Genomic DNA, 22,703 nt, shown 5'->3' on the forward strand with positions numbered 1-22,703 from the left:
AGGAGAATAACGTGAAAGTAATGAAAGTCCTCTGCCCTGAATGCTCCACAAAAGCGAAGATCCATTACATTAAAATGAAAGGCGAAAATAATGGCCCTGAATTATATTGTTCTTGTAATAACCTAGAGTGTGGAATGACGTTTGTTTTAGATGTTACTTTTTCACATGTGATTACTCCCAGTAAATTAACGCAATCTCGTCCTTCCATTGAACAAGGAGAAAATAGTCATGTTATTTAAAACAACACCGTCTATTTCTGTCGAAGTAAACCAAAATTCAATGGTGATTAATTTATCTGGATTTAGTGCTGAAGATGCAATAAAAATTATTCAGGCTCTCGTATCAGAGCGAGTAAAACATTCATTGTTACCGCCCCACTCCTGATTTATTTTTTCATTCGATTTCAGTTTGAATTTTCTGTGAACCCGCATGAATTGGGCATTTCAGTTTTTCATGCGAGGTTTACATTAAAAATAATTCTCACGTAAAGTATGAAAACTCTTTTATTTTCATGGCATTACAAATCTACTTGCTTCTCTCTTTTTTTCGTCAAACTGAAATAACCTGAAATCCTTTTCAATCATTTCAGTTTGATGCTGACGCAAAGAACCCAGTCACCATGCGCTCTCACGATATGTTTTGTAAAAAATTCAAACTGAAATAATTTTAAGATCCAAATTGTGCAGGCGGGTGCGGTGTAGTGCATTTTACGTGCCAATTTATTTTATTTAGCGTGATTTACTTTACATAAAAAGGGATTAAACTTTTGTGAAAAAAATGATGAGTTGGCTTGAAATTTTATTTTTTCAAATACAATATTTGAGTTTTGTCACAAAACTAAAGTTAATCATGAGATTTTTATTTTCTTGTCGGAGAATCCCTTTTAACTAACAGGAATTATAAGTAAGGTAACACTACTTGGTTTATATTAAAAAGGGGTTTATATGTCATTACAACTTTTAAGAAGAGCAATTTCAGACCGCAAATCAATTTCATTTGAATATAATAAGCCAGGAAAAACACCTGGAGAGAGAGTTGGAAATCCACATGCTATTTTTATTATGAGAACTAAGGATGGTAATGAATCCACAAAAGTTCATTTAGTGCAGGTTGATGGAGTAACGGATAGTGAACCTAACTTTCCAGAATTTAGAATGTTTAATATCGAAGAAATTGTAAATGTTAAGATTATAGAAAGTGATAGCCCGTTCGAAATTGATAGCAAATATAATCCAGTTTGGCCTGGTTATGATAATGTAATTGCTAAGGTATAGAATGAGTATTAATCATTCTTATGATATTGGTAATGATGGTGTTTATCAATTAACGTTAAATCTTTCAGGTTTAAACGATGCTCCAATGGGAGCATCAGAGCTCAGAGCTAATATCTACGCCTATTCTTTAACTACAGGATCATCACACTTTACTTGTCAATTACAATTAAGCCATTTACAAAACCTATATAACTATTTATCTCAGTATAGTGTTATACGTGACTCAGAATCTTCCATTACAGGGCGTTTTGTTGAAATACAAAATAATCATGAGGAGATTATGAGAGTTTTGGAGCATTCGGATAGCACTTCTTTAATTCTTGCACTGCAACATATTATTAATAATAGATTAACAGGTTCAGATATTAATACTATTTTAGGCCGGAAAGATGCAATTAACGAGTTTGAATGTAAATTAAATAATAGTAGAGATTATACAGAAGCTGACTGGCAACATTTTTTTGAAAAAAATAATTGGATTTTTGGCTATGGATTAAATTATCAGTTTTTAAAAATTTTACAAAGAGAAGCTCATATATCACACACTGACTTAAATGGGTCTAACGATGTAATTGCTGATTTTCTTTTATCTGATACTCGATATACTAAACTTGTTGAGTTAAAAACTCCAGAAACAGCTTTATTCTCTAATAGAAAAAATCGTTCAGATTCTTGGCGATTATCAAACGAATTAACCGATGCAGTTAGCCAAATTCTAGCTCAAAAAGCAAATTGGGAGATTGAAGGTCAAAAAGAAAACTATACTTCAAAAGGTACACTTATTTTAGAACGAACTTGTGATCCAGAGTGTATTTTAGTAATTGGAAACGCTTCATCTATTACAGGAAATGATAGAGAAAAAGTTATTAAAAAGAAAACACTGGAATTGTATAGAAGAAACCTAAAAAGCATTAATATATTATTTTATGACGAGCTTTTTGAAAGAGCTAAGTTTATTGTTCAAAATGCGGAGGCTCTTGAAGCTTCTATTACCGATATATTATAACCGTAAAAGTTAAAAATTTATTATTTTATTTGTTAGGTAGCGAAAATATTATTAATTACTCATTTAATAAAAAAGTTGTATAAAATTGCAACATTATTTTACGGGATTCAAAATACAAAGCATGATTATAAATTCCACGGATGGAATTTTTATCAACATGAGCAAGCTGTAATTCTATCCATGCACTATCAAAACCTTTTTCATGTAAAATTGTACTCATCATATGGCGAAAACCATGCCCTGTTAATCTGCCTTTATAACCTATTTTTTCAATAACTTTATTAATACTCGCTTCGCTGATTGGTTTTCTTACATCATTTCGACCAGGAAATAATAATGGGTAATATCCTGTAATTACTTTTAGCTCATTGAGTATCGCAATAACTTGTGGGGATAATGGTACTAAATGAGGACGGCGCTTTTTCATTCTCTCTTTGGGTATTTCCCAAATAGCATTATCAAAATCAAATTCTGACCATTCAGCTAGTCTCAATTCAACAGTCCTAACACCTGTCAGCATTAACAGCTGGGTGGCATACTTTGTTATTTTACTGCCTTGATAGTTATTTAACGCTTTAACAAAATCAGGGATCTCATCTTCACGTAAAAATGGGAAGTGTTTAGTTTCAGGCTTATTCATTGCCCCCGCTAAATCAGGTGCAGGATTATATTTTACCCTACCCGTTATGACCGCATAACGAAAAACCTCACCACAGCGCCTACGGATTTTATTTGCTTGTTCTAATGCACCTCTTTTCTCAATTTTTTGAAGAACAGCTAATAATTCTAAGGGAGCAATTTGGTCGATAGGTCTCTTTCCTATATAGGGAAAAATATCATTTTCAAAACAACGCAATATCTCGCTTGCATAACCATCACTCCATGTGGAGCATTTAGAGCTATGCCACTCCATTGCTACCGCATAAAACGTATTTTCTGTTGCGTACCTTAATGCTATCTTTTCTGATTTACGGGCATCACTCGGATTAATATTCTCAGCTAACTGCTTTTTAGCTTCATCACGTTTCTTTCTTGCTTCTGCTAGTGTGACTTGCCCATATACGCCCAACGAAATCATTTTAGGTTTGCCCGCAAAACGATAACGAAAACGCCATCCCTTAGAGCCATTAGGTTCAACCAATAGAGATAATCCGTTACCATCATTCAATGTATACGGCTTTTCTTTGGGGTTAGCTTTGCGGATTTGAATATCTGTTAATGGCATAATGTGTATAGTTTTTCCATTGAACCTAGAAGTACACTCAATTTTATACACATTAGTGGCTGGATTCCAGTAAACATCTTAGAACATTACTGAACACTATTTTTAAATAACTTATTGTTTAAATTATTATTTTAGACATTACTGAACATTATGATATGTATAGATGGCGTTCCCTACAGGAATCGAACCTGTAACTAGCCCTTAGGAGGGGCTTGTTATATCCATTTAACTAAGGGAACGTACGTAACGAGGTAATGTATGACTAATGGATGGACTGTATTTTACCTCCCTCACTCTCTATTAATCAAGTTTTAACGCACTGATATTGGAAGGAATTTTTTTGTTTCTTTTTTGAACAGTGAAATTTACCTTAAAAAAGGAATAATAAATACCATCATCAATGATTGTGTTTATTCTTATATATAACAGTTTTACTAAAATTCTTTCAATTGCTTCAAAAATAATTTCGGTGAGTATCCCATCTCTTTATTAAACATTGCACTAAAGGCACTCGGATTCTCATACCCTAATTCTAAAGCAATTTCGGTAACTGAATGACCTTTCTTTAACGCCGTTAATGCATACATTAAACATGCTTTTTGACGCCATTCTCGAAAAGAAAGCCCTGTTTCCTTATGAAATAAACGCGTAAAAGTGCGTAGACTCTTATTTAACTTTTCAGCCCACATTTCTGGCGTAGTACGAATATTCGGTTGTGACATAAATTCAGTACACAACCCATCTAATAAAGCATGTTGGGGCAAAGGAGTAAAATAAGGTAATGGTTTGGCCTCAGCTAGTTCATGACAAAGTAACGTTAATAAAGCGCTATCTCTCCCACCTAAATCATAAAGTAAAGGAAGTTGATTTGCACAAAGTAATAGCTGATGAAGCAAAGGCGAAACGTGTAAAACCTCACAATATTCCGAATAACGAGGTACTTTATTCGGCTCAATATAGAGACTATAAGTGCTGCTACCCAACATTAATACTTGATGTGTTTTTTCAGCTGGGATCCACACACCACTGTAAGGTAATACAATCCATTGGCCATCTTCTGTTTTGACTTTCATTACGCCATTGGGTGCATATAAAAATTGGGCTCGCCGATGATGATGTGCTTCAAGTAATGTGTCATAAGGATAATCAGAGCCTAATGCTAAAATATCACGAGGAAGATGATCCACACTGTTAATATCGATATTACGCATAATATTAAAATTGTCCTAAATTCATATAAACTTGTCAATATCGCGTGGGTAAGCCATCGTTTTATTCTATATTGTTAATCTCCTGACTCAACAGGAGATTTGAAATGACACTCTGGCTGATTTCTTTTGGTTTAATTTCGGGCATCACAACATGGCTATTTGGCTTTGGCGGTGGTTTTGTCACGGTTCCCTTACTCTATACACTTATTCTGACGCTCTGGGGAATAGACAGTTTACCTGCCGAACATGCTATGCAAATCGCAGTTGCCACCTCTGCATTAATTATGTTGTTTTCTGCAACAGTCACAACCATTAAACACCATAAGGCAAAAAGGCTTGATTGGCATATCATGTTCATCCTTTTTATTGGGATTGCGTTTGGGGGGATCTTTGGTGCCCTTCTCGCATTAACAGTTGAAGGTACTTGGATCAAATGGATCTTTATTGGTTATCTCTTTGTCACTATTTTAGATTGCTATTTTCGCCCTGGTTTTATGGCACCGACTCACAACGCAAAAAAGGTGACCAAAGCACAAGAAAGCATTAATGGCACAGTGATTGGTATTATTGCCGCTTTTTTAGGGGTTGGCGGAAGTGTAATGACAGTTCCTCTATTACGTCGTAGAGGTACACCAATGGCACAATCTGCAGCAATGGCAAATGCCTTAACCTTACCTTTAGCTCTCACTGCAACATTCACTTATGTCACACTTTCCTTTGCATCACCTTTAAATAGTGAATCTGGCTTTATTGGTTATATTTGGCTAAAGGCAGCCTTTATTCTGATTTGTAGCACATGGATAGGGTTAAAGATCTCTGAGCGCTTTTTATCTCGTATTCCCGATAAATGGCATGCAAGAGTTTATCCCTTATTACTGAGCCTTGTCTTAATCGTTATGTTGTTTTAAATCCTTTCTTTTATATAAAAAAGATAAACAGAAAAACAATTTTGACAACACGCAAACAAAGTGGCTTTCAATATTTAATGAGCCACTTTATTTTTAACATTTGCTTTAAACCTTTTCCTACGCATATTTACTTGGCGTTAATATTATTAAGATGTATAAAACAAAAAACAGCTCTTTTTGACAATCAATATACAGCCCCATAACTATTAGCTTTATTAATTAATATTTAAACATAATGAATAATAATTTATAGATTGTCTCATTTTTAGTATCAGTTTGATTACGTTTCACTGAGCATTTTCTGCACAAAATATCATCTCTTTATTTTTCTCTTTTATTCGTATTTATCATCAAAATAATAAGTTAGCTATTTTTTACAAAATATATTTTAAGAAGAAACTGGATTTAAATAACGCTAAAAAATATTATTTAATTTGATTTTTAAATAACAAATTAATTACAATAACGTTGAACTTCGATATATAAATAATTATATATCGATAGGCTTTTTTGTCAATTATTTATTGTATTTAATCATATATTTAAAATACACTTTAATAAAACAAATTAATGTCGTAAGTAAGTGAATTTAAAAGAAGTAAGCATAAATGCCTCAGCCTCTAAGATCCTCTCTTTCTCCTCAAAATCTTTATAACACGAGTTAATAGAAGAAAATAATTATCATTTGATTTTGTCTATTTTAGTTAATTTATTTTGTGACATTTATTAACGTCTTATTCTCTATTATTTATTATTTACAACTAACTCATCACTTATGGATTAATAAACTGGAGACGCCTTCAAATATTTATTTAATCGTCTGTATATAATATTTAGCTATAAGAAGAAACTGGAGGTTATATGAGTATTAGTCGTCGTTCTTTCATTAAGGGGATGGGGATAGGATGTGTGGGTTGTACTGTGAGTAGTTTACCACCGGGTGCACTTGCATTTAATCCTGTAGATTCTCTTAAGGGTCAGTCAACATTAACACCTAGTCTATGTGAGATGTGTTCTTATCGTTGTCCTATAGAAGCTCAGGTTGTTAACAATAAAACTGTATTTATCCAAGGAAACAGAAACGCAGAGCATCAAAGTAGCCGTATTTGCGCCAGAGGTGGAAGTGGCGTTAGTCTGGTTAACGATCCAAACCGTATTGTCAAACCCATGAAACACAAAGGCCCTAGAGGTGCAGGTGAATGGGAAGTCATAAGCTGGGAACAAGCCTATAAAGAAATAGCTGAAAAGATGAATGCAATAAAACAAAGCTATGGAGCTGAAAGCATCTCTTTTTCATCTAAGTCAGGATCGCTTTCTTCTCACCTTTTCCATTTAGCCGCCGCATTTGGTTCTCCAAATACATTTACACACGCAACTACTTGCCCAGCAGGTAAAGCCATTGCTGCATCCGTTATGATGGGTGGTGATCTTGCAATGGATTTAGCAAACTCTAAATATATTCTCTCTTTTGGTCATAACCTTTATGAGGGCATTGAAGTTGCTGAAACGCATGAATTAATGACAGCACAAGAACGTGGTGCAAAATTAGTCAGTTTTGATCCTCGTTTATCTGTCGTTTCAAGTAAAGCAGACGAGTGGTTCTCAATCCGCCCTGGTGGCGATTTACCTGTTCTAATGGCGATGTGCCATATCTTAATTAAAGAAGATCTCTACGATAAAGAGTTTGTTGAGAAATTTACGGTAGGTTTCCCACAATTAAAAGAAGTTCTACAAGATACAACCCCTGAATGGGCTCAAGCACACTCAGATGTTCCCGCTAAAGATATTGCTCGTATCGCTAGAGAAATTGCAGCAAAAGCTCCTCATGCACTGATTATGCCAGGCCACCGCGCGACCTTTAATAAAGAAGAGATCAATATGCGCAGAATGATCTTCACCTTCAATGCTTTACTAGGCAACATTGAACGTGAAGGTGGTATGTATCAGAAAAAGGCAGCAGCAAAATACAATAAATTAGCAGGTATTAATATTGCTCCTGAATTGGCAAAACCAAGTGTTAAAGGTATGCCTGAAATTACCGCAAAACGCATTGATGCGACAGCGCCTCAATTTAAATATATCAATAAAGGTGGCGGTATTGTTCAATCGATTATCGACTCAACATTAGAAGGCGTACCATATCAAACAAAAGCATGGATTATGTCTCGTCATAACCCATTCCAAACAGTCAGTTGCCGTCCTGAGCTAGAAAAAGCAGCGCAGAAGTTGGACTTAATTGTTAGTTGTGACGTGTATTTAAGCGAAAGTGCCGCTTATGCCGATTACCTTTTACCTGAATGCACCTATTTAGAACGTGATGAAGAAGTTGCTGATGTTTCAGGTTTAAATCCCGCTTATGCATTACGCCAGCAAGTTGTCGAACCTATTGGTGATACCAAACCAAGTTGGTTAATTTGGATGGAATTAGGTAAAGCGCTGGGATTAGAAGCTTATTTCCCTTGGGAAAACATGGGGGTAAGACAGCTTTATCAAGTTAATGGTAGCGAAGCGCTATACAAAGAGATGCATAAAAAAGGCTATGTCTCTTATGGTATTCCATTATTGTTACGCGAACCTTCTTATGTAAAAGCTTTTGTTGAGCAATATCCAGAAGCCATCAAACATGTTGATAGCAATAACACAATGGAAAAAGCGCTCTCATTTAAATCACCAAGTGGCTTAATTGAAATCTACTCTGAAGAATTAGAAAGCCGTTTAGAAAATTACGGTATTCCTCGCTTCCACAACTTCCCATTAAAAGAAAAAGACGAGCTTTATTTTATTCAAGGCAAAGTCGCCGTTCATACTAATGGTGCAACACAATATGTACCGTTATTAGCTGAATTAATGTGGGAAAACCCAGTTTGGCTTCATCCAGAAACAGCAAAAAACCATGGTATTAAACATGGTGATGAAATCATTCTGGAAAACAATATAGGCAAAGAAAAAGCACACGCTTTAATCACTGAAGGCATTCGCCCTGACACCGTATTTGTTTATATGGGTTCGGGTGCAAAAGCGGGTGCAAAAACAGCAGCGACTACAACAGGTGTTCACTGTGGCAACTTATTACCTCATGAAATTAGTCCTGTATCGGGTACTGATGTGCATACATCAGGTGTCAGAATTAGTCGTGCTTAAGGAAAAAAATAACGATGAACAATAATGATAAACAATTTGTCATGCTACATGATGAAAAACGTTGCATTGGGTGTCAGGCCTGTACTGTTGCGTGTAAAGTCATCAATGACATTCCTGAAGGTTTCAGCCGACTTCAAGTTCAAATTCAAGGCCCACACAACGATGAAGCGGGTGATCCACATTATCAATTTTTCCGTGTTTCATGTCAGCACTGTGAAGATGCACCTTGTGTTTCTGTTTGCCCAACTGGCGCCTCTTTTATTGATGAAAATGGCATCGTACAGGTAAAAAAAGAGTTGTGTATTGGCTGTGATTATTGTGTTGGTGCCTGTCCTTACCATGTTCGTTATATCAACCCAATGACGCATATCGCAGATAAATGTAATTTCTGCTCAGATACTCGATTAGCTGAGGGTGAATTACCTGCGTGTGTATCGGTATGCCCAACGGATGCACTTGCTTTTGGTCGTATCGACTCACCTGAAATTCAGGCTTGGATCAAACAAAAATCCGTTTATCAATACCAATTAGATAATGTCGGAAAACCAAGTTTATTCCGTCGTAAAGAAATCCATCAGGGGGATAAAGCATGACTAGTATCTGGGGAGCAGAACTCCATTATACGCCAGATTATTGGCCTGTATGGTTAATGGCGGCAGGTTTATTAATTGTTGCCATGATAGCCATTTTAGTTATTCATGGCTTGCTACGCTATGCCCTTGCACCAAAACATTCAGGCCATTACGAAGAAGAGCGTGTTTATTTATATTCTAAAGCGATCCGTTTTTGGCACTGGGGTAATGCTTTACTTTTTATCCTATTATTACTAAGTGGCTTTTTAGGGCATTTCTCTATCGGAAATGTCACTTCAATGGTGCTATTACATAAAATCTGTGGTTTTGTACTTATCGCGTTCTGGATTGGTTTTATTCTGATTAATCTAACAACCAGTAACGGTGTACATTACAAAGTAAGATTTAATGGATTAATTGGCCGTTGTATCAAACAAGCTCGCTTTTACCTCTATGGCATAATGAAAGGTGAACCACATCCTTTTGCTGCAACTGAAACTGATAAGTTTAACCCTCTTCAACAACTTGCTTACTTAGGTGTGATGTTTGGTTTAGTGCCACTGTTACTTGTTACTGGATTATTATGTTTATACCCAGAAGTACTTGGTTATGGCTATTGGATGTTAAAAGCACACTTAGTTTTGGGTATTGTGGCATTAATGTTTATTTGTGCTCACTTCTATTTATGTACATTAGGAGACACTTTTACACAGACATTCCGCAGTATGGTTGATGGTCATCATCGCCACCAAAAGCATGATACTCATGGTTCAGTAACTAAAAAAGCAGAGCATTAATTCCCTCTGGTTACTCCTTACAGAAAGATCATTATCTAAAATGCCCGTGTAAACGGGCATTTTTTTGATCTTAATTCAGAAACAATTTCATAATCTTATTATTAGCAAATATATCATTTTATTTACATGTTATTCGGTGTATAGTCAGCGCCCATCCTCGCTATATAAAAACCTATACAATGATATACATTGCATCACATTTGCGATGAGCATCGTTGTATAAATTTTTTAATATCGATGGAGTTAAATAACTAAAAAATATATTTTGGGAGTCTATCGTGAAGAAATTTATCATTTCGACAATAGCTTGTGCTATAGCGCAAACATTCGCTGTATCAGCAAGTGTAGCCGCTGAAAATGCTGAAAAAATCGTCGTTACTGCACAGCCAGTGAATAATAGTGAAGCCGGTGCGGGATTTGTTACTCGTGAAGTTGATATGGGGCCATTAGGTGAGAAAAAATGGTTAGATACTCCTTATACAACAAATACTTTCACTCAATCCATGATTGAAAATCAACAAGTTACCAGTGTTGCGGATATTTTAAAATATAATGCCTCCTCTCAAATGCAAGCACGTGGTGGTATGGATGTTGGTCGTCCTCAAAACCGTGGAATGCAGGGTAATGTTGTCGCTAACTCTCGTTTAGATGGTGTGAATATTATTTCTACCACAGCCTTTCCTATCGAAATGCTTGAGCGTGTAGATATTATCAATGGTTTAACAGGTTCACTTTATGGGCCAGCAAGCCCAAGTGGACAATTCAATTTCACACAAAAACGTCCAACCTTAAAACGCTTAACATCACTTAATGCAACTTATGTCAATGATAACCAATTTAAAGGCCATCTTGATTTAGGTGGTTTTATTGATGATAACAACACTTTTGGTTATCGCATTAATCTAATGCATGATGAAGGTAAAGGTTATGTCGCCGGTAGCAAAACACGTCGCCAGCTAATCAGTACCGCATTTGATTGGAATATCTCTCCTGATACTGTATTAGAAGTGAATTTTAGTGATTACTGGTTTAAAAAAATGGGTTACCCTGGTGCATTTTCTTATGGACCAAAAGTTACCGCATTACCTGATGCGCCAGATCCAACTAAAGCCGGCTATGGTCAAGCTTTTGCAGGTGTTGATCTTCATACCAGAACGGTAAGTAGCCGACTAAAACATGATTTTAACGAAGATTGGCAAATCAGTGCAGCAATTGGCTATCAAACAGCGGATCGCGGATTTCGTTCTGTTTCTAACCAATTAAGTAATGATGGTAAGCAATTCCGACAAGAATTATCTGTTCCATCAACTTATGGACGTTTTACTGTTTTAAGCCACTCTGTCAATGTTAATGGTCATGTGATGACCGGCGCACTATCTCATGATCTAGTTCTTGCCACTAGCGGTTATCGTTGGGATATTTACGGCACTAATCCTGGAGATCAAAAATGTGGTCCTCAATCACCTCTAGAATGCAATTCACAACCGTGGTTAGATATTGATAATCCATATAGTTATGATGACCCCACACACAAAGGTTTTTACACTGGTGGTAGTCGTACTAAAAATAGCCGCTCACAAGTTCAATCCTTTACTTTAGGTGATACCGTTACCTTTAATCCTCAATGGTCAGTAATGGGATCACTAAGTCAAAACTGGATCAAAGAAACGTCTTATCGTGCTGGCGGTGGAAATCACACCGAAAATGGATTAAGCCCTGCTGTCTCATTAATGTTTAAACCTATTCCTGAAGTAATGACTTATGTTTCTTATGCAGATTCATTAGAAGAAGGAGATTCAGCTCCAAACACTGCCGACAACAAAAATGAAGTGCTAAAACCTTATCGTAGCGAACAATGGGAAATGGGGGTTAAATCACAAATTGGCGATCTTAATTTAAATGCGGCTATTTTCCAATTAGAGCGCCCTTTTGCCTATGTGGGTAACGACAATATCTTTAAAGAACAAGATAAACAACGTAACCGTGGGTTAGAGCTTATTGCTAACGGAAAAGTCACTGATGAGCTTTTCGTTTTTAGTAGCATGACTTGGTTAGATCCTACCTTAACCAATACCGGCAATGTAGAAACTCAAAATAAAGACGTTGTGGGTGTACCAAAATACCAAGCTAATTTATTAGCTGAATACTATTACCCTACTTTACCAAATGTTATTTATAGCGCTAATGTTCACTACACTGGTAAGCGTGCAGCAAATACTACTAATACAATGTGGGCAAAAGCCTATACCACGCTCGATTTAGGGGCTCGTTATCAAACACAGTATTGGGATAAGAAAACAACTTTCCGCCTCAATTTAGATAATGTGACTAATGAACATTATTGGGCGTCTATCTTCTCTGGTAACCAAAATGGTGCAATTGGTGGTGCTAATGCTTTCTTAGGTACACCTCGCCAAATTTCCGCATCTGTCAGTATTGAACTCTAAGGGGATAGTTAAATGTATAAAGGGTTTTTTAAAACCCTGTGCATTGCATTACTGGGGGTTTCGGCCCTCAGTACCTCTTCCAATGTACAGGCACAAAGAGTTATTCAATATTATCAAGATCAATCAATTACTGTTCCTGATTCCCCAGAACGAGTCGCCACGAGTTGGAATGCACAAAATGCAATCCTTGCGATGCTTGGTGCTGGAGATAAAATTGTTTCTACAACCGATTTAGTCAAAACTATTCCCTTTTTTACTGAGATTGTTCCAGCTATAAAAACGGCTTCAATTTCCAGTAAAGGTAATAATGACACACTGAATATCGAAACATTAATTGTTAGCCAGCCTCAAATCTTTTTTGCAACAGGAAAGCTATCTGATGCACAAATGACGACGCTAGAAAATGCAGGGATCAGTGTTGCATTATTAAAGTCAGGCTCAATGGATGCCTTGTTAGAAAGAACCGTGATTACTGGTGAAATTTTAGGCTCAAGTAGCCACCAATTAGCAAAAGATTATTTAGCTTACTTTCAGCGTAATACGGCGCTTGTAAACAGTGCCATAAGCGAGATAAGCATCAAGAAACCAATAAAGGTTTATCATGCTTTTGGGTCGCCATTAAGAACATCTGGCGCACCTTCGCTAAATCATGATTGGATAACACTTGCTGGAGGAGTCAATGTTGCAGAACATTGGTTTGACAATGTACCTAGTCGAGCAGGTGAAGTTTCCTTAGAACAAGTTATTCATGCTAATCCTGATGTCATTGTCACTATGTATGCAAGAGATACGGAAATCATCAAGAATTCACCTGAATGGCAATCAATTACTGCGGTACGTGAAGGTCGTGTCTACACAAATCCCAAAGGTCTATTTTGGTGGTGCAGAGAAACGACAGAAGAAGCGCTACAATTTTTATGGCTTGCAACAATTTTATACCCAGAGCAAACACAGCACATTGATATCATCAAAGAGACAAAACAGTTTTACCAAACATTTTTTAATATCTCCCTGAGCGATCAACAGGTCGAATATATTTTGACACCGCCACTCCAAGACTAAACTAACAGCCTTTTCATCATGAAGGTGAAGAGGCTGTAAGCTCTCCTCTTGTATAAAGACTATCTGTTGCCATTTCTACATTGCTATTAAATGCTTAAATTTGAAAATTTGATCTAATCCTAATTTCTGACCCAGTTCTCTTTTTCAAGTTTTATCGTATCAACGTTTATTCTTTTTAAATTCCTTGGTATAAAGCACACAAGTTATACATTAATAGCTTTAAAAATGTTACCAAAAAGTAAAATCATAGCAGGTAATATAAGAGCTGATTAGTAATAGATTTATATTTATAGGTATCTATCCCCTGTTAATTTACACATAACAATAGGTATGAGAGTATATTTCTACAGATATGTAAATCTCGGATATTCTGCGATAATATTTTTCTTTTTCTTGAAGAGAATTAAAAAATTTCATTCCCATAAAAACGTAAAATGCCCTAATAAGGGCATTAATATTATATAGAGGCTTTATTTCTATAATTAAGAAAATTCTTATTATTTACTAATCTTAAAGATATACATATATAAGAATTATCCTACTCAATTTAGTTATTCTAAAATGAGTTATCTTCTAATTTAAAGATATTTTTAGAAAATAGAAAGAGCCTTACTATCGAAATGAGCTGGAATATGTTGTTCATTATGCTCAATTTCTTGAGTCATTCCACTTGTTACTTCTTCAAAGAAGCTACCAATATTAACGCCTAGTACTTCAAGCACTCTAACTAAGCAATCAATATCAATACGGTTTACACCACGCTCATAACGGAATAATTGTTGCTCACTAATATCAATCTCTTTTGCTAACTGAAATACAGTATAACCCTGAGATTTTCTTAATGACTTAATTTTTTGTCCAACTGCATAAGCGACTGGATACTTGCTACTCATAATATGTTCTCGCTTTTCACTTTGATTGATATCTAATTTATAATGGTGTGTTATCGCGCAATAATATATAAAATTATATATTATCGAGGACACCTTTTTGTTTTAATAAAATATTATTTTTAGTAGATAAGAAATATTACAATTCATAACATGACTTATCATATGTAAATAATATACTACGCATTTAAACACTTTCAACTAGTCGAAAAAAGACAATCAAGGCTTGGTACTTTACTCATACTAGTAAACAATACCTAGGATAGCACTATATATTCTTTGTTTTCATATAGTTAAAATATTTTATTTATAAAATAGCGCTTTTTTTTTCTTAAACTTTACTCATTAATCAGAATAATTATCTATCATCTTCTTAATTTAAAGCGTGATAACCCGAATTGTGCAAAAATAAATCAAGTTGTATTAGTCTAATTTATTTAAAATAATAAATTAACCTCATAAAGAAGGTAATTTTCCTATTTTTCTAAAATAGCTTAAGTAATGTCAATGAAATCTGATGAATTAATAATTTCATATAAATTATTATTTAAAATCAACAAATTACAATTATTACATTAGGATTAAGATATAGATCACCTTTTAAACATTTGTTAATTAATTTATATAAGCATAAACCCTTAGCGTTTCAGCTAAATATATTTAAGATGTAATAAATCTTTATTACATTGGCATAAATAGGCAATACATTTAATTAATCATTTTTTTTGAATTTTTATTAATGAATAATTACCTTTTATTTTTAATAAGATTAAAAATCTCATTTTTACAATAAAAAAACATAATCATTGATATAAATATTTTTTGCTTTATCAGTAAGTTATTCGACACTTGAGCTCACCACAATAAAAATTGAACATTTTATCATCACATTGTTCTATTCTTTCTTTTTCACTCAAATACGCGCATTTGGATAGCGTAAAAACAGAATCTTTATTACAACTTAAATTAAATTTAAAAATGAATAAGCTGTTAAATATCCATTTTGGTATGATCTAATTTTGTTAAAAAACATAAGAAATATTCTTTTTATGTCCTAAGTATTTATACTCATTCTATATAAGAGTTATTCTTAGGCCCAAATAAACATTAATATTTTTATATAATTTATATTCCTGTCAAATGCACAATTTTCTCCATTTTCAGTAAAAAATGAAATTAACCACTTAATGGCAAATCAATTAATGATGAAATAAGTTCTTTTTGCTTCATATCATTTACTACGTAGTTCATTATGGTGCAAATTTTGACAAATATCAATTTTTTATAAAAATAACATAATAATCATTTAGTTATGTAGATATTTTTAACTTAAAGTTTCTTTAAAAGAAGAATGAAAAAAATTAAATATTATTATATTTAATCATTTAATTTCATCACGTTAGTAATAAATGGATGATAATTAAGAAAGATTAACTATAAAATTGTATTTTTTATCTTTATTCCTTCAATTTCCTCATTAGAAATAATCAAATGTACGTTTATTTATAGTTATGAAAAATGTTTTAACCCACTCATTTTATGGAGTTTTTGGCTCACTAAATACGTTAGAGTCATTCAATATACTGTTTTTAAAGTTATTTAATTTTATAAATAAACCGAAAAAACCTATAAATCATCAAAAAAAGAGCAGATCTTTCTTTTAATACTAATATCGTTTTTTGAATATTTCAGGCTAATACGTAGAAGGTATTCAAAGAGTTACTCATCTTTGTTTTAAAGATAGAATGCCAATTAAGATATGAAAGCCCTTATTTTCTCTTTGGAAACACCTCTATTTTCCGGATAAACATAACAAAATGTAAAAAACGTTTTGAAAAAACGCCTTTTAACTTTTGCATCATGTAGAAGGCTTAATGTCTGAATAGGCTAAAACAACCATATAGAAACAGAGTGCATAAGAGGAAAGAATCAAAGAAAATGAAACGAGCTGTGGTACATGAAAATGAATGAAGCCATTAGGATGACTTAGAAAGCGCATACACTTGAAGTTAGTGTAATAGCTAAAACGATGCGATAACTTATGAAAAGCTAATTTAAAAATCAATTAGTTAGGTTGTAGAACAACATATAAAAATAAAACGTTAAATCACTGATCATGATTATTTAAAGAGAATATAGGAAGTAAATAAGAAAGTAATGAGAGAGGATAAAAAGAAGTGGTGGGCGGTATTGGGCTCGAACCAACGACCTCCTCCTTGTAAGGGAGATGCTCTACCAACTGAGCTAACCGCCCGCTTGATTATTAAATGGTGGGTCGTGGGCGATTCGAACGCCCGACCAATTGATTAAAAGTCAACTGCTCTACCGACTGAGCTAACGACCCATTTAATAATTTTGCGTAAATCTGTAAGTAGCTTTGTGAATGGTGGGTCGTGGGCGATTCGAACGCCCGACCAATTGATTAAAAGTCAACTGCTCTACCGACTGAGCTAACGACCCGTCACAATGTTCACTACTTTATGTTGTATTTTTAGGAATGGTGGGTCGTGGGCGATTCGAACGCCCGACCAATTGATTAAAAGTCAACTGCTCTACCGACTGAGCTAACGACCCATACCTAATTATGTGATATTGCGCGAAATAACCGAATGAAGTGGTGGGCGGTATTGGGCTCGAACCAACGACCTCCTCCTTGTAAGGGAGATGCTCTACCAACTGAGCTAACCGCCCACTTCATGATGACTAAATTCTCACTACCACGCTTTAATGTAATTGGTGGGCGGTATTGGGCTCGAACCAACGACCTCCTCCTTGTAAGGGAGATGCTCTACCAACTGAGCTAACCGCCCAATTACATCAAATCATACAACGTATCACAACGAAAATAATGGTGGGCGGTATTGGGCTCGAACCAACGACCTCCTCCTTGTAAGGGAGATGCTCTACCAACTGAGCTAACCGCCCGTCGTGATGGGGTGCATTATAGGGATACTGCGCTATGAGTCAACGATTTTTATCAGATTTTTATCGTGAAAATGACTGTTCGTTTTATTTTTAGTCAAGATGCTTTTTTTAGCACCATAAGTGACACAGCAATTAACCAAAATAATCTTATGAGTAGCCTTCGTCAAACAAAACATCATCAATTTGAAATTTTTATCTCTGTTAAAAGCTTAATGTCATTGAGGAATTAGCATCCAGTGATAAAATAAGGCAACCATTTCGTTTTTTTGATAATCACGATTACTTATCTATATAAGTAAGACGTACTAAGGCAATCCCAATGAGTAAAATAAAAACCCGTTTTGCACCAAGTCCTACTGGCTATCTACATGTTGGTGGTGCGCGCACCGCACTTTATTCCTGGTTATATAGCCGTCACAATAAGGGCGAGTTTGTACTGCGTATTGAAGACACCGACTTAGAACGTTCTACTCAGCCAGCCATCGATGCAATCATGGACGGTATGAACTGGTTAAATCTGAATTGGGATGAAGGTCCTTATTATCAGACTAAACGCTTCGATCGCTATAACCAAGTTATCGATCAGATGTTATCTGCGGGCACTGCGTACCGTTGCTACTGCTCTAAAGAACGTTTAGAACAGTTACGCGAAGATCAAATGGCGAAAGGTGAAAAACCTCGTTACGATGGTTGTTGCCGTGGTGGTAATCATAATCACAGTGCTGATGAACCCCATGTTGTGCGTTTCTTAAACCCACAAGAAGGCTCTGTGATTTTTGATGATAAAATCCGTGGCCCGATTGAATTTAGCAACCAAGAATTGGATGACCTCATTATTCGTCGTACTGATGGCTCTCCAACTTATAACTTCTGTGTTGTTATTGATGACTGGGATATGGAAATTACTCACGTGATCCGTGGTGAAGATCATATCAATAACACTCCTCGCCAAATCAATATTCTCAAAGCATTGGGTGCACCTGTACCTGAATATGCTCACGTATCAATGATCTTAGGTGATGACGGTAAAAAACTGTCTAAACGTTATAATGCTGTAAGTGTGATGCAATACCGCGATGACGGCTATCTGCCAGAAGCACTATTAAACTACTTAGTACGTTTAGGCTGGTCTCATGGTGACCAAGAGATCTTTACTATTGATGAAATGATTGAGCACTTCACTTTAGAAGCTATCAGCAAATCAGCCAGTGCATTTAATACTGATAAATTACTTTGGTTAAATCATCATTACATCAATACGTTGCCAGCAGAAAAAGTCGCTGTTCATTTAGATTGGCATATCAAACAACAAAATATTGATACCAGCAATGGTCCATCATTAGTTGAGCTGATCAAATTATTAGGTGAACGCTGTAAAACATTAAAAGAAATGGCTGAAAGTTGTCATTACTTCTATGTTGATTTCGAAACCTTTGAAGAAACAGCTGCGAAAAAACATTTACGCCCAGTCGCTCGCCAACCATTAGAAGTGGTTCGTGATAAATTATCTGCTATTACTGATTGGACTGCTGAAAATGTTCACCAAGCTATTCAAGATACCGCTGATGAATTAGAAATCGGTATGGGTAAAGTTGGTATGCCATTACGTGTTGCTGTAACGGGTGCTGGCCAATCTCCTGGCTTAGATGTTACTGTTCATGCTATTGGTAAAACACGTAGTATTGCGCGTATTAATAAAGCATTAGACTTTATTACAGAAAGAGAAAATCAAGCTTAATTTACACATTAAACTTGCTGACTAAGAGAGATACATTCCTAAATTACGGAATGTATCTTTTTTTTGTATTCTTTTTCAGCAATCAACAAATAATGTGAGATTAACTGATTGACAGTATTGTGCTTGTTGCCTATTATCAAGCCCGTTCCAGTATGTTGGGGCTATAGCTCAGTTGGGAGAGCGCTTGCATGGCATGCAAGAGGTCAGCGGTTCGATCCCGCTTAGCTCCACCAATATACTCTAGAACAATCCAATATGTGGGGTTATAGCTCAGTTGGGAGAGCGCTTGCATGGCATGCAAGAGGTCAACGGTTCGATCCCGTTTAGCTCCACCAGAATTTCAAGATCCTGAAGAGAAATCTTCGGGATTTTTTGTTTTCTACTCCTTATTCATTTCTATTGTGCAGTGTAACCCCCATCAACGGCATAAAATGCACCTGTTGTGAAACTACTTTCATCTGAAAGTAAAAAAGCAACGGTTTTAGCGACTTCTTCTCTGGTTGCCATACGTTTCATTGGGTGTGTATCTGCCATCCATTCACGTACTTCGTTGGGTAGCATTTGCATCCTTGGTGTATCGACATAACCAGGACCTATTGCATTGATCCTTATTCCTTTATCTGCAAATTCAAGTGCAGCTGAACGAGTGATCCCTAATACGGCATGTTTAGCTGCCGTATATGCTGAAATACCTGCAATACCGACAACGCCATTAGATGAAGAAAGATTAACAATACTCCCTCCCCCACTTTTTAATATTGCGGGTATACCATATTTCAAGCCATAAAATACGCTATTAATATCGGTATCGATTACTGCTTTCCAATCTTCAATCTCATAATCCACAATAGATGTATTATGAGGCCCCGTGATCCCTGCATTGTTAACTAAGCCATGTAATGCTCCAGCTTGCGACATAACAGCCTCAATCATTTTTTCGACCTGAGAAGGTGAGGTCATATCAGCCTGCAAAGCAATGACTTTTTTACCCGTTATATCAATAGAACACGCTGTTTTTATTACTTGATCTAAATGCCTACCGGTAATGAAAACCGTCGCACCACGTTGAAATAGCAATTGTGCAATACCTTCACCTACACCTGTACTTGCACCAGTGACTAAAATCACTTTATCCTTAAAATAATCTTTCATTTTTATTTCACCTATTAACAATGACATCTCGTTTTATCGTACAATCGGAAGGTAATTAACTAAAGTTAACTATACATCATGATATTTGATTAACTTTAGTTAATCAATATAAAGTTTCTTCACGCGGGATGACCTGATAAAATTAACTTTAGTTAATATTATTCATGAGATGACGTATTTATGGAAAAATGTGAATTAGAAAATGCATTATCATTATTACAATGCACATTAGTCGCGCAACGCACTCGTTATACCCCAGAACAAGTCACTTGGGGTCAATATGATGTTTTAGAATTATTGCGCTTACGAGGTGATTTAACCCCATCCCAATTAAGTCATTCGTTAGCGATTTCAAGACAAAATTTATCGAAGTTTATGCGAGGGTTAAAAACCTTAGGATTTATTGCACAGTATCGTTCAGAAAAAGATAAACGTGAGTTTATTACCCATTTAACTGATGATGGCCACGCTTTTTTAGCAAGAGCAGCATTAGGTCGTAAACAAAATGCTGAAAAAATAAGTGAGTGTTTGACATTGGGAGAACAAACATTATTTATTGAATTAAGTCAGAAAATTATTAACGCATTAGCACCTGAAAAATCAGGTCTAGATAATAATTAATATCACCGCTTTAAGGGCTTTAATAGTCCTTCTAAGCCTTCAATTTTAATTGCAAGGGTCATCTCCATGAGTTGCCCTAGTTTTCCTTCAGGGAACTCTCCTTTCTTAGCAAACCATAATAAATACTCTTCAGGTAAATCAACCAACATGCGCCCTTTGTACTTACCAAATGGCATTTGTGTGTTTGCTATATCAATAAGATGCTGTTTTTCTAGCATATTCTATACCGCTGTTATCGAAGGAAAGGATCAATTATAGGGTAATTTAAAGATAAAAAAAGCAGTACCCGAAGGTACTGCTTGATTTTTTATTACCTGATGAACAAGTAATGTGGTTTACATTGTTATTTTATTCACATGCTATCTGTTTTATCTTGAGCGATTAAACAAACAAGCCTGCGATAGCCGCTGATAAGAAGCTCACTAATGTAGAACCGAACAGTAATTTCAGACCGAAACGAGAAACAACGTTACCTTGCATTTCATTTAGGCCTTTAATCGCACCTGCTACAATCCCGATTGAAGAGAAGTTAGCAAATGAAACTAAGAATACTGATAAAATACCCACTGAGCGTGGTGAAATATCGGCTGCGATATCTTGTAAGCTACCCATTGCAACGAATTCGTTAGACACTAATTTCGTTGCCATCACACTACCAACACGTAATGCATCTTGTTCTGGTACACCAATTACCCATGCTAATGGATAGAAAACGTAACCTAAGCAATCTTGGAAGCTAATACCAAAAATCATGCTGAAAATTGCATTCACTGCAGCAATTAAAGCAATGAAACCAATCAGCATTGCAGCTACGATTAATGCAACTTTGAAACCAGCTAGAATGTATTCCCCTAACATTTCAAAGAAGCTTTGACCTTCATGAAGATTACCCATTTGAATATCTTCTTCATTCTCAACAGAATATGGGTTAATCACAGAAAGGACGATAAAGGTACTGAACATATTCAGTACTAGAGCAGCAACAACGTATTTTGGATCTAACATTGTCATGTATGCACCAACAATTGACATTGATACTGTCGACATTGCTGTTGCAGCCATGGTGTACATACGACGCTGAGACATTTTGCCTAAAACATCTTTATAGGCAATAAAGTTCTCTGATTGACCAAGAACTAATGAGCTAACTGCGTTGAATGATTCCAGTTTCCCCATACCATTCACTTTAGAAAGCACAGTACCGATAATGCGGATCACGAAAGGTAATACTTTGATATGTTGAAGAATACCAATTAATGCAGAAATAAAGATAATTGGACATAATACATTCAGGAAGAAGAATGCTAAACCACCTTTCATCATGCCACCGAATACAAATTCAGTACCTTGGGCAGCGTAACCTAATAAGTGATCAAATAATCCAGCAAAACCACGAACAAAACCTTCACCAACATCAGAGTTGAGGAAGAACCATGCTAATGCGATTTCAATAACTAATAACTGCACGATATAACGCAGACGGATCCCTTTGCGATTATTACTCGCAATGAATGCTAATGCGCCAATAACGGCGAGTGCTAAAACGAAGTGAATGATAGAAGACATGCATGCTCCAAAAATAAAAATAAATCTTGAGGAGCATTTTATGTAACGCGTAACATTAGGATGTGACTATTGTCACAATATCATGAAACCGCATACACACTATTTATTAAATAAGATAGGTTGATCACACTTTATAAGTTACTAAAGAAACATTAAATGTAAATTTCA

18 protein-coding genes and 10 tRNA genes are annotated in these 22,703 nt (G+C 35.5%); 14 read left to right on the top strand and 14 right to left on the bottom strand.

The features are described from left to right. Positions 1-20 precede the first annotated feature (20 nt). The 4 genes from LG402_RS13575 to LG402_RS13590 all read left to right on the top strand — a co-directional run bounded on the left by LG402_RS13575 (position 21) and on the right by LG402_RS13590 (position 2,280). Complete coding sequence (locus LG402_RS13575; RefSeq protein ID WP_227336967.1) at positions 21-239, top strand: ogr/Delta-like zinc finger family protein; 219 nt, start codon at positions 21-23, stop codon at positions 237-239. Beyond that, positions 229-384, top strand: a complete 156-nt coding sequence (locus LG402_RS13580) for a hypothetical protein (RefSeq protein ID WP_227335746.1) — start codon at positions 229-231, stop codon at positions 382-384. The genes LG402_RS13575 and LG402_RS13580 overlap by 11 nt, the downstream gene beginning before the upstream one ends. 560 nt (positions 385-944) lie before the next feature. Beyond that, positions 945-1,274 (top strand): WYL domain-containing protein, encoded by a 330-nt coding sequence (locus tag LG402_RS13585; protein ID WP_227335747.1) that lies wholly within the window; start codon positions 945-947, stop codon positions 1,272-1,274. A gap of 1 nt (position 1,275) precedes the next feature. Continuing rightward, on the top strand, positions 1,276-2,280 hold the full coding sequence (locus LG402_RS13590; protein ID WP_227335748.1) for a Shedu immune nuclease family protein: 1,005 nt from the start codon (positions 1,276-1,278) through the stop codon (positions 2,278-2,280). A gap of 55 nt (positions 2,281-2,335) precedes the next feature. Here the strand turns inward: LG402_RS13590 and LG402_RS13595 are convergent, their stop codons facing one another. The 3 genes from LG402_RS13595 to LG402_RS13605 form a co-directional block, all read right to left on the bottom strand. Further along, the gene (locus LG402_RS13595) at positions 2,336-3,505 is read right to left on the bottom strand and encodes a tyrosine-type recombinase/integrase (RefSeq protein ID WP_227335749.1); all 1,170 of its coding nucleotides are present in this window, start codon (positions 3,503-3,505) and stop codon (positions 2,336-2,338) included. A gap of 164 nt (positions 3,506-3,669) precedes the next feature. Beyond that, positions 3,670-3,744: transfer RNA gene (locus tag LG402_RS13600), tRNA-Arg, on the bottom strand. Between the two features lie 195 nt (positions 3,745-3,939). Continuing rightward, positions 3,940-4,716 (bottom strand): AraC family transcriptional regulator, encoded by a 777-nt coding sequence (locus LG402_RS13605; RefSeq protein WP_166540757.1) that lies wholly within the window; start codon positions 4,714-4,716, stop codon positions 3,940-3,942. Positions 4,717-4,820: 104 nt separating this feature from the next. On the opposite strand from LG402_RS13605, the gene LG402_RS13610 reads away from it, so the two are divergent. The 6 genes from LG402_RS13610 (at position 4,821) to LG402_RS13635 (ending at position 13,643) form a co-directional block, all read left to right on the top strand. Further along, on the top strand, positions 4,821-5,624 hold the full coding sequence (locus tag LG402_RS13610) for a sulfite exporter TauE/SafE family protein (RefSeq protein ID WP_227335750.1): 804 nt from the start codon (positions 4,821-4,823) through the stop codon (positions 5,622-5,624). An 861-nt stretch (positions 5,625-6,485) separates the two neighbouring features. Then, positions 6,486-8,765: a thiosulfate reductase PhsA gene (phsA, locus tag LG402_RS13615; RefSeq protein WP_227335751.1), complete on the top strand. Its 2,280-nt coding sequence runs from the start codon at positions 6,486-6,488 to the stop codon at positions 8,763-8,765. Between the two features lie 14 nt (positions 8,766-8,779). Beyond that, a complete protein-coding gene (locus tag LG402_RS13620) occupies positions 8,780-9,358 on the top strand; it encodes a 4Fe-4S dicluster domain-containing protein (RefSeq protein ID WP_109407291.1) in 579 nt (192 codons plus the stop codon). Further along, positions 9,355-10,134 carry a thiosulfate reductase cytochrome B subunit gene (gene phsC, locus LG402_RS13625; RefSeq protein WP_109407292.1) on the top strand — a complete coding sequence of 260 codons (780 nt, stop codon included), beginning with the start codon at positions 9,355-9,357 and terminating at the stop codon, positions 10,132-10,134. The genes LG402_RS13620 and phsC overlap by 4 nt, the downstream gene beginning before the upstream one ends. A 278-nt stretch (positions 10,135-10,412) precedes the next feature. Continuing rightward, positions 10,413-12,581: a TonB-dependent receptor gene (locus tag LG402_RS13630; RefSeq protein WP_227335752.1), complete on the top strand. Its 2,169-nt coding sequence runs from the start codon at positions 10,413-10,415 to the stop codon at positions 12,579-12,581. Positions 12,582-12,593: 12 nt separating this feature from the next. Beyond that, positions 12,594-13,643, top strand: a complete 1,050-nt coding sequence (locus LG402_RS13635) for an ABC transporter substrate-binding protein (RefSeq protein WP_227335753.1) — start codon at positions 12,594-12,596, stop codon at positions 13,641-13,643. A 590-nt stretch (positions 13,644-14,233) separates the two neighbouring features. On the opposite strand, the gene LG402_RS13640 is transcribed toward LG402_RS13635, so the two are convergent. From LG402_RS13640 to LG402_RS13675, 8 genes are all read right to left on the bottom strand, one after another. Beyond that, positions 14,234-14,536, bottom strand: a complete 303-nt coding sequence (locus LG402_RS13640) for a helix-turn-helix domain-containing protein (RefSeq protein ID WP_166540761.1) — start codon at positions 14,534-14,536, stop codon at positions 14,234-14,236. Between the two features lie 2,175 nt (positions 14,537-16,711). After that, positions 16,712-16,787, bottom strand: a tRNA-Val gene (locus LG402_RS13645). 14 nt (positions 16,788-16,801) lie between these two features. Next, positions 16,802-16,877, bottom strand: a tRNA-Lys gene (locus LG402_RS13650). Positions 16,878-16,917: 40 nt separating this feature from the next. After that, a tRNA-Lys gene (locus tag LG402_RS13655) sits at positions 16,918-16,993 on the bottom strand. A gap of 38 nt (positions 16,994-17,031) precedes the next feature. Then, positions 17,032-17,107 (bottom strand) — tRNA-Lys (locus LG402_RS13660). Between the two features lie 41 nt (positions 17,108-17,148). Continuing rightward, positions 17,149-17,224, bottom strand: a tRNA-Val gene (locus LG402_RS13665). 43 nt (positions 17,225-17,267) lie between these two features. Next, positions 17,268-17,343, bottom strand: a tRNA-Val gene (locus LG402_RS13670). A gap of 39 nt (positions 17,344-17,382) precedes the next feature. Continuing rightward, positions 17,383-17,458, bottom strand: a tRNA-Val gene (locus LG402_RS13675). Positions 17,459-17,777: 319 nt separating this feature from the next. On the opposite strand from LG402_RS13675, the gene gltX reads away from it, so the two are divergent. The 3 genes from gltX to LG402_RS13690 all read left to right on the top strand — a co-directional run bounded on the left by gltX (position 17,778) and on the right by LG402_RS13690 (position 19,531). Continuing rightward, positions 17,778-19,196, top strand: coding sequence for a glutamate--tRNA ligase (gltX, locus tag LG402_RS13680; RefSeq protein WP_109407295.1), 1,419 nt, complete (start codon positions 17,778-17,780; stop codon positions 19,194-19,196). Positions 19,197-19,353: 157 nt separating this feature from the next. After that, positions 19,354-19,429, top strand: a tRNA-Ala gene (locus tag LG402_RS13685). A gap of 26 nt (positions 19,430-19,455) precedes the next feature. After that, a tRNA-Ala gene (locus LG402_RS13690) sits at positions 19,456-19,531 on the top strand. 61 nt (positions 19,532-19,592) lie between these two features. Here LG402_RS13690 and LG402_RS13695 read toward each other — a convergent pair. Beyond that, on the bottom strand, positions 19,593-20,348 hold the full coding sequence (locus LG402_RS13695; protein ID WP_166540763.1) for an SDR family NAD(P)-dependent oxidoreductase: 756 nt from the start codon (positions 20,346-20,348) through the stop codon (positions 19,593-19,595). Between the two features lie 180 nt (positions 20,349-20,528). Between LG402_RS13695 and LG402_RS13700 the strand changes: the two genes are divergently transcribed. Continuing rightward, the gene (locus tag LG402_RS13700; protein WP_166540764.1) at positions 20,529-20,969 is read left to right on the top strand and encodes a MarR family winged helix-turn-helix transcriptional regulator; all 441 of its coding nucleotides are present in this window, start codon (positions 20,529-20,531) and stop codon (positions 20,967-20,969) included. A 2-nt stretch (positions 20,970-20,971) separates the two neighbouring features. On the opposite strand, the gene LG402_RS13705 is transcribed toward LG402_RS13700, so the two are convergent. Both LG402_RS13705 and LG402_RS13710 read right to left on the bottom strand, forming a co-directional pair. Continuing rightward, positions 20,972-21,187 (bottom strand): DUF3820 family protein, encoded by a 216-nt coding sequence (locus LG402_RS13705; RefSeq protein WP_023581656.1) that lies wholly within the window; start codon positions 21,185-21,187, stop codon positions 20,972-20,974. 163 nt (positions 21,188-21,350) lie between these two features. After that, on the bottom strand, positions 21,351-22,535 hold the full coding sequence (locus LG402_RS13710) for a NupC/NupG family nucleoside CNT transporter (RefSeq protein ID WP_036935465.1): 1,185 nt from the start codon (positions 22,533-22,535) through the stop codon (positions 21,351-21,353). Positions 22,536-22,703 lie beyond the last annotated feature (168 nt).

Source organism: Proteus sp. NMG38-2 (assembly GCF_020640995.1).
In the GTDB taxonomy this organism is placed as follows: Bacteria; Pseudomonadota; Gammaproteobacteria; order Enterobacterales; family Enterobacteriaceae; genus Proteus.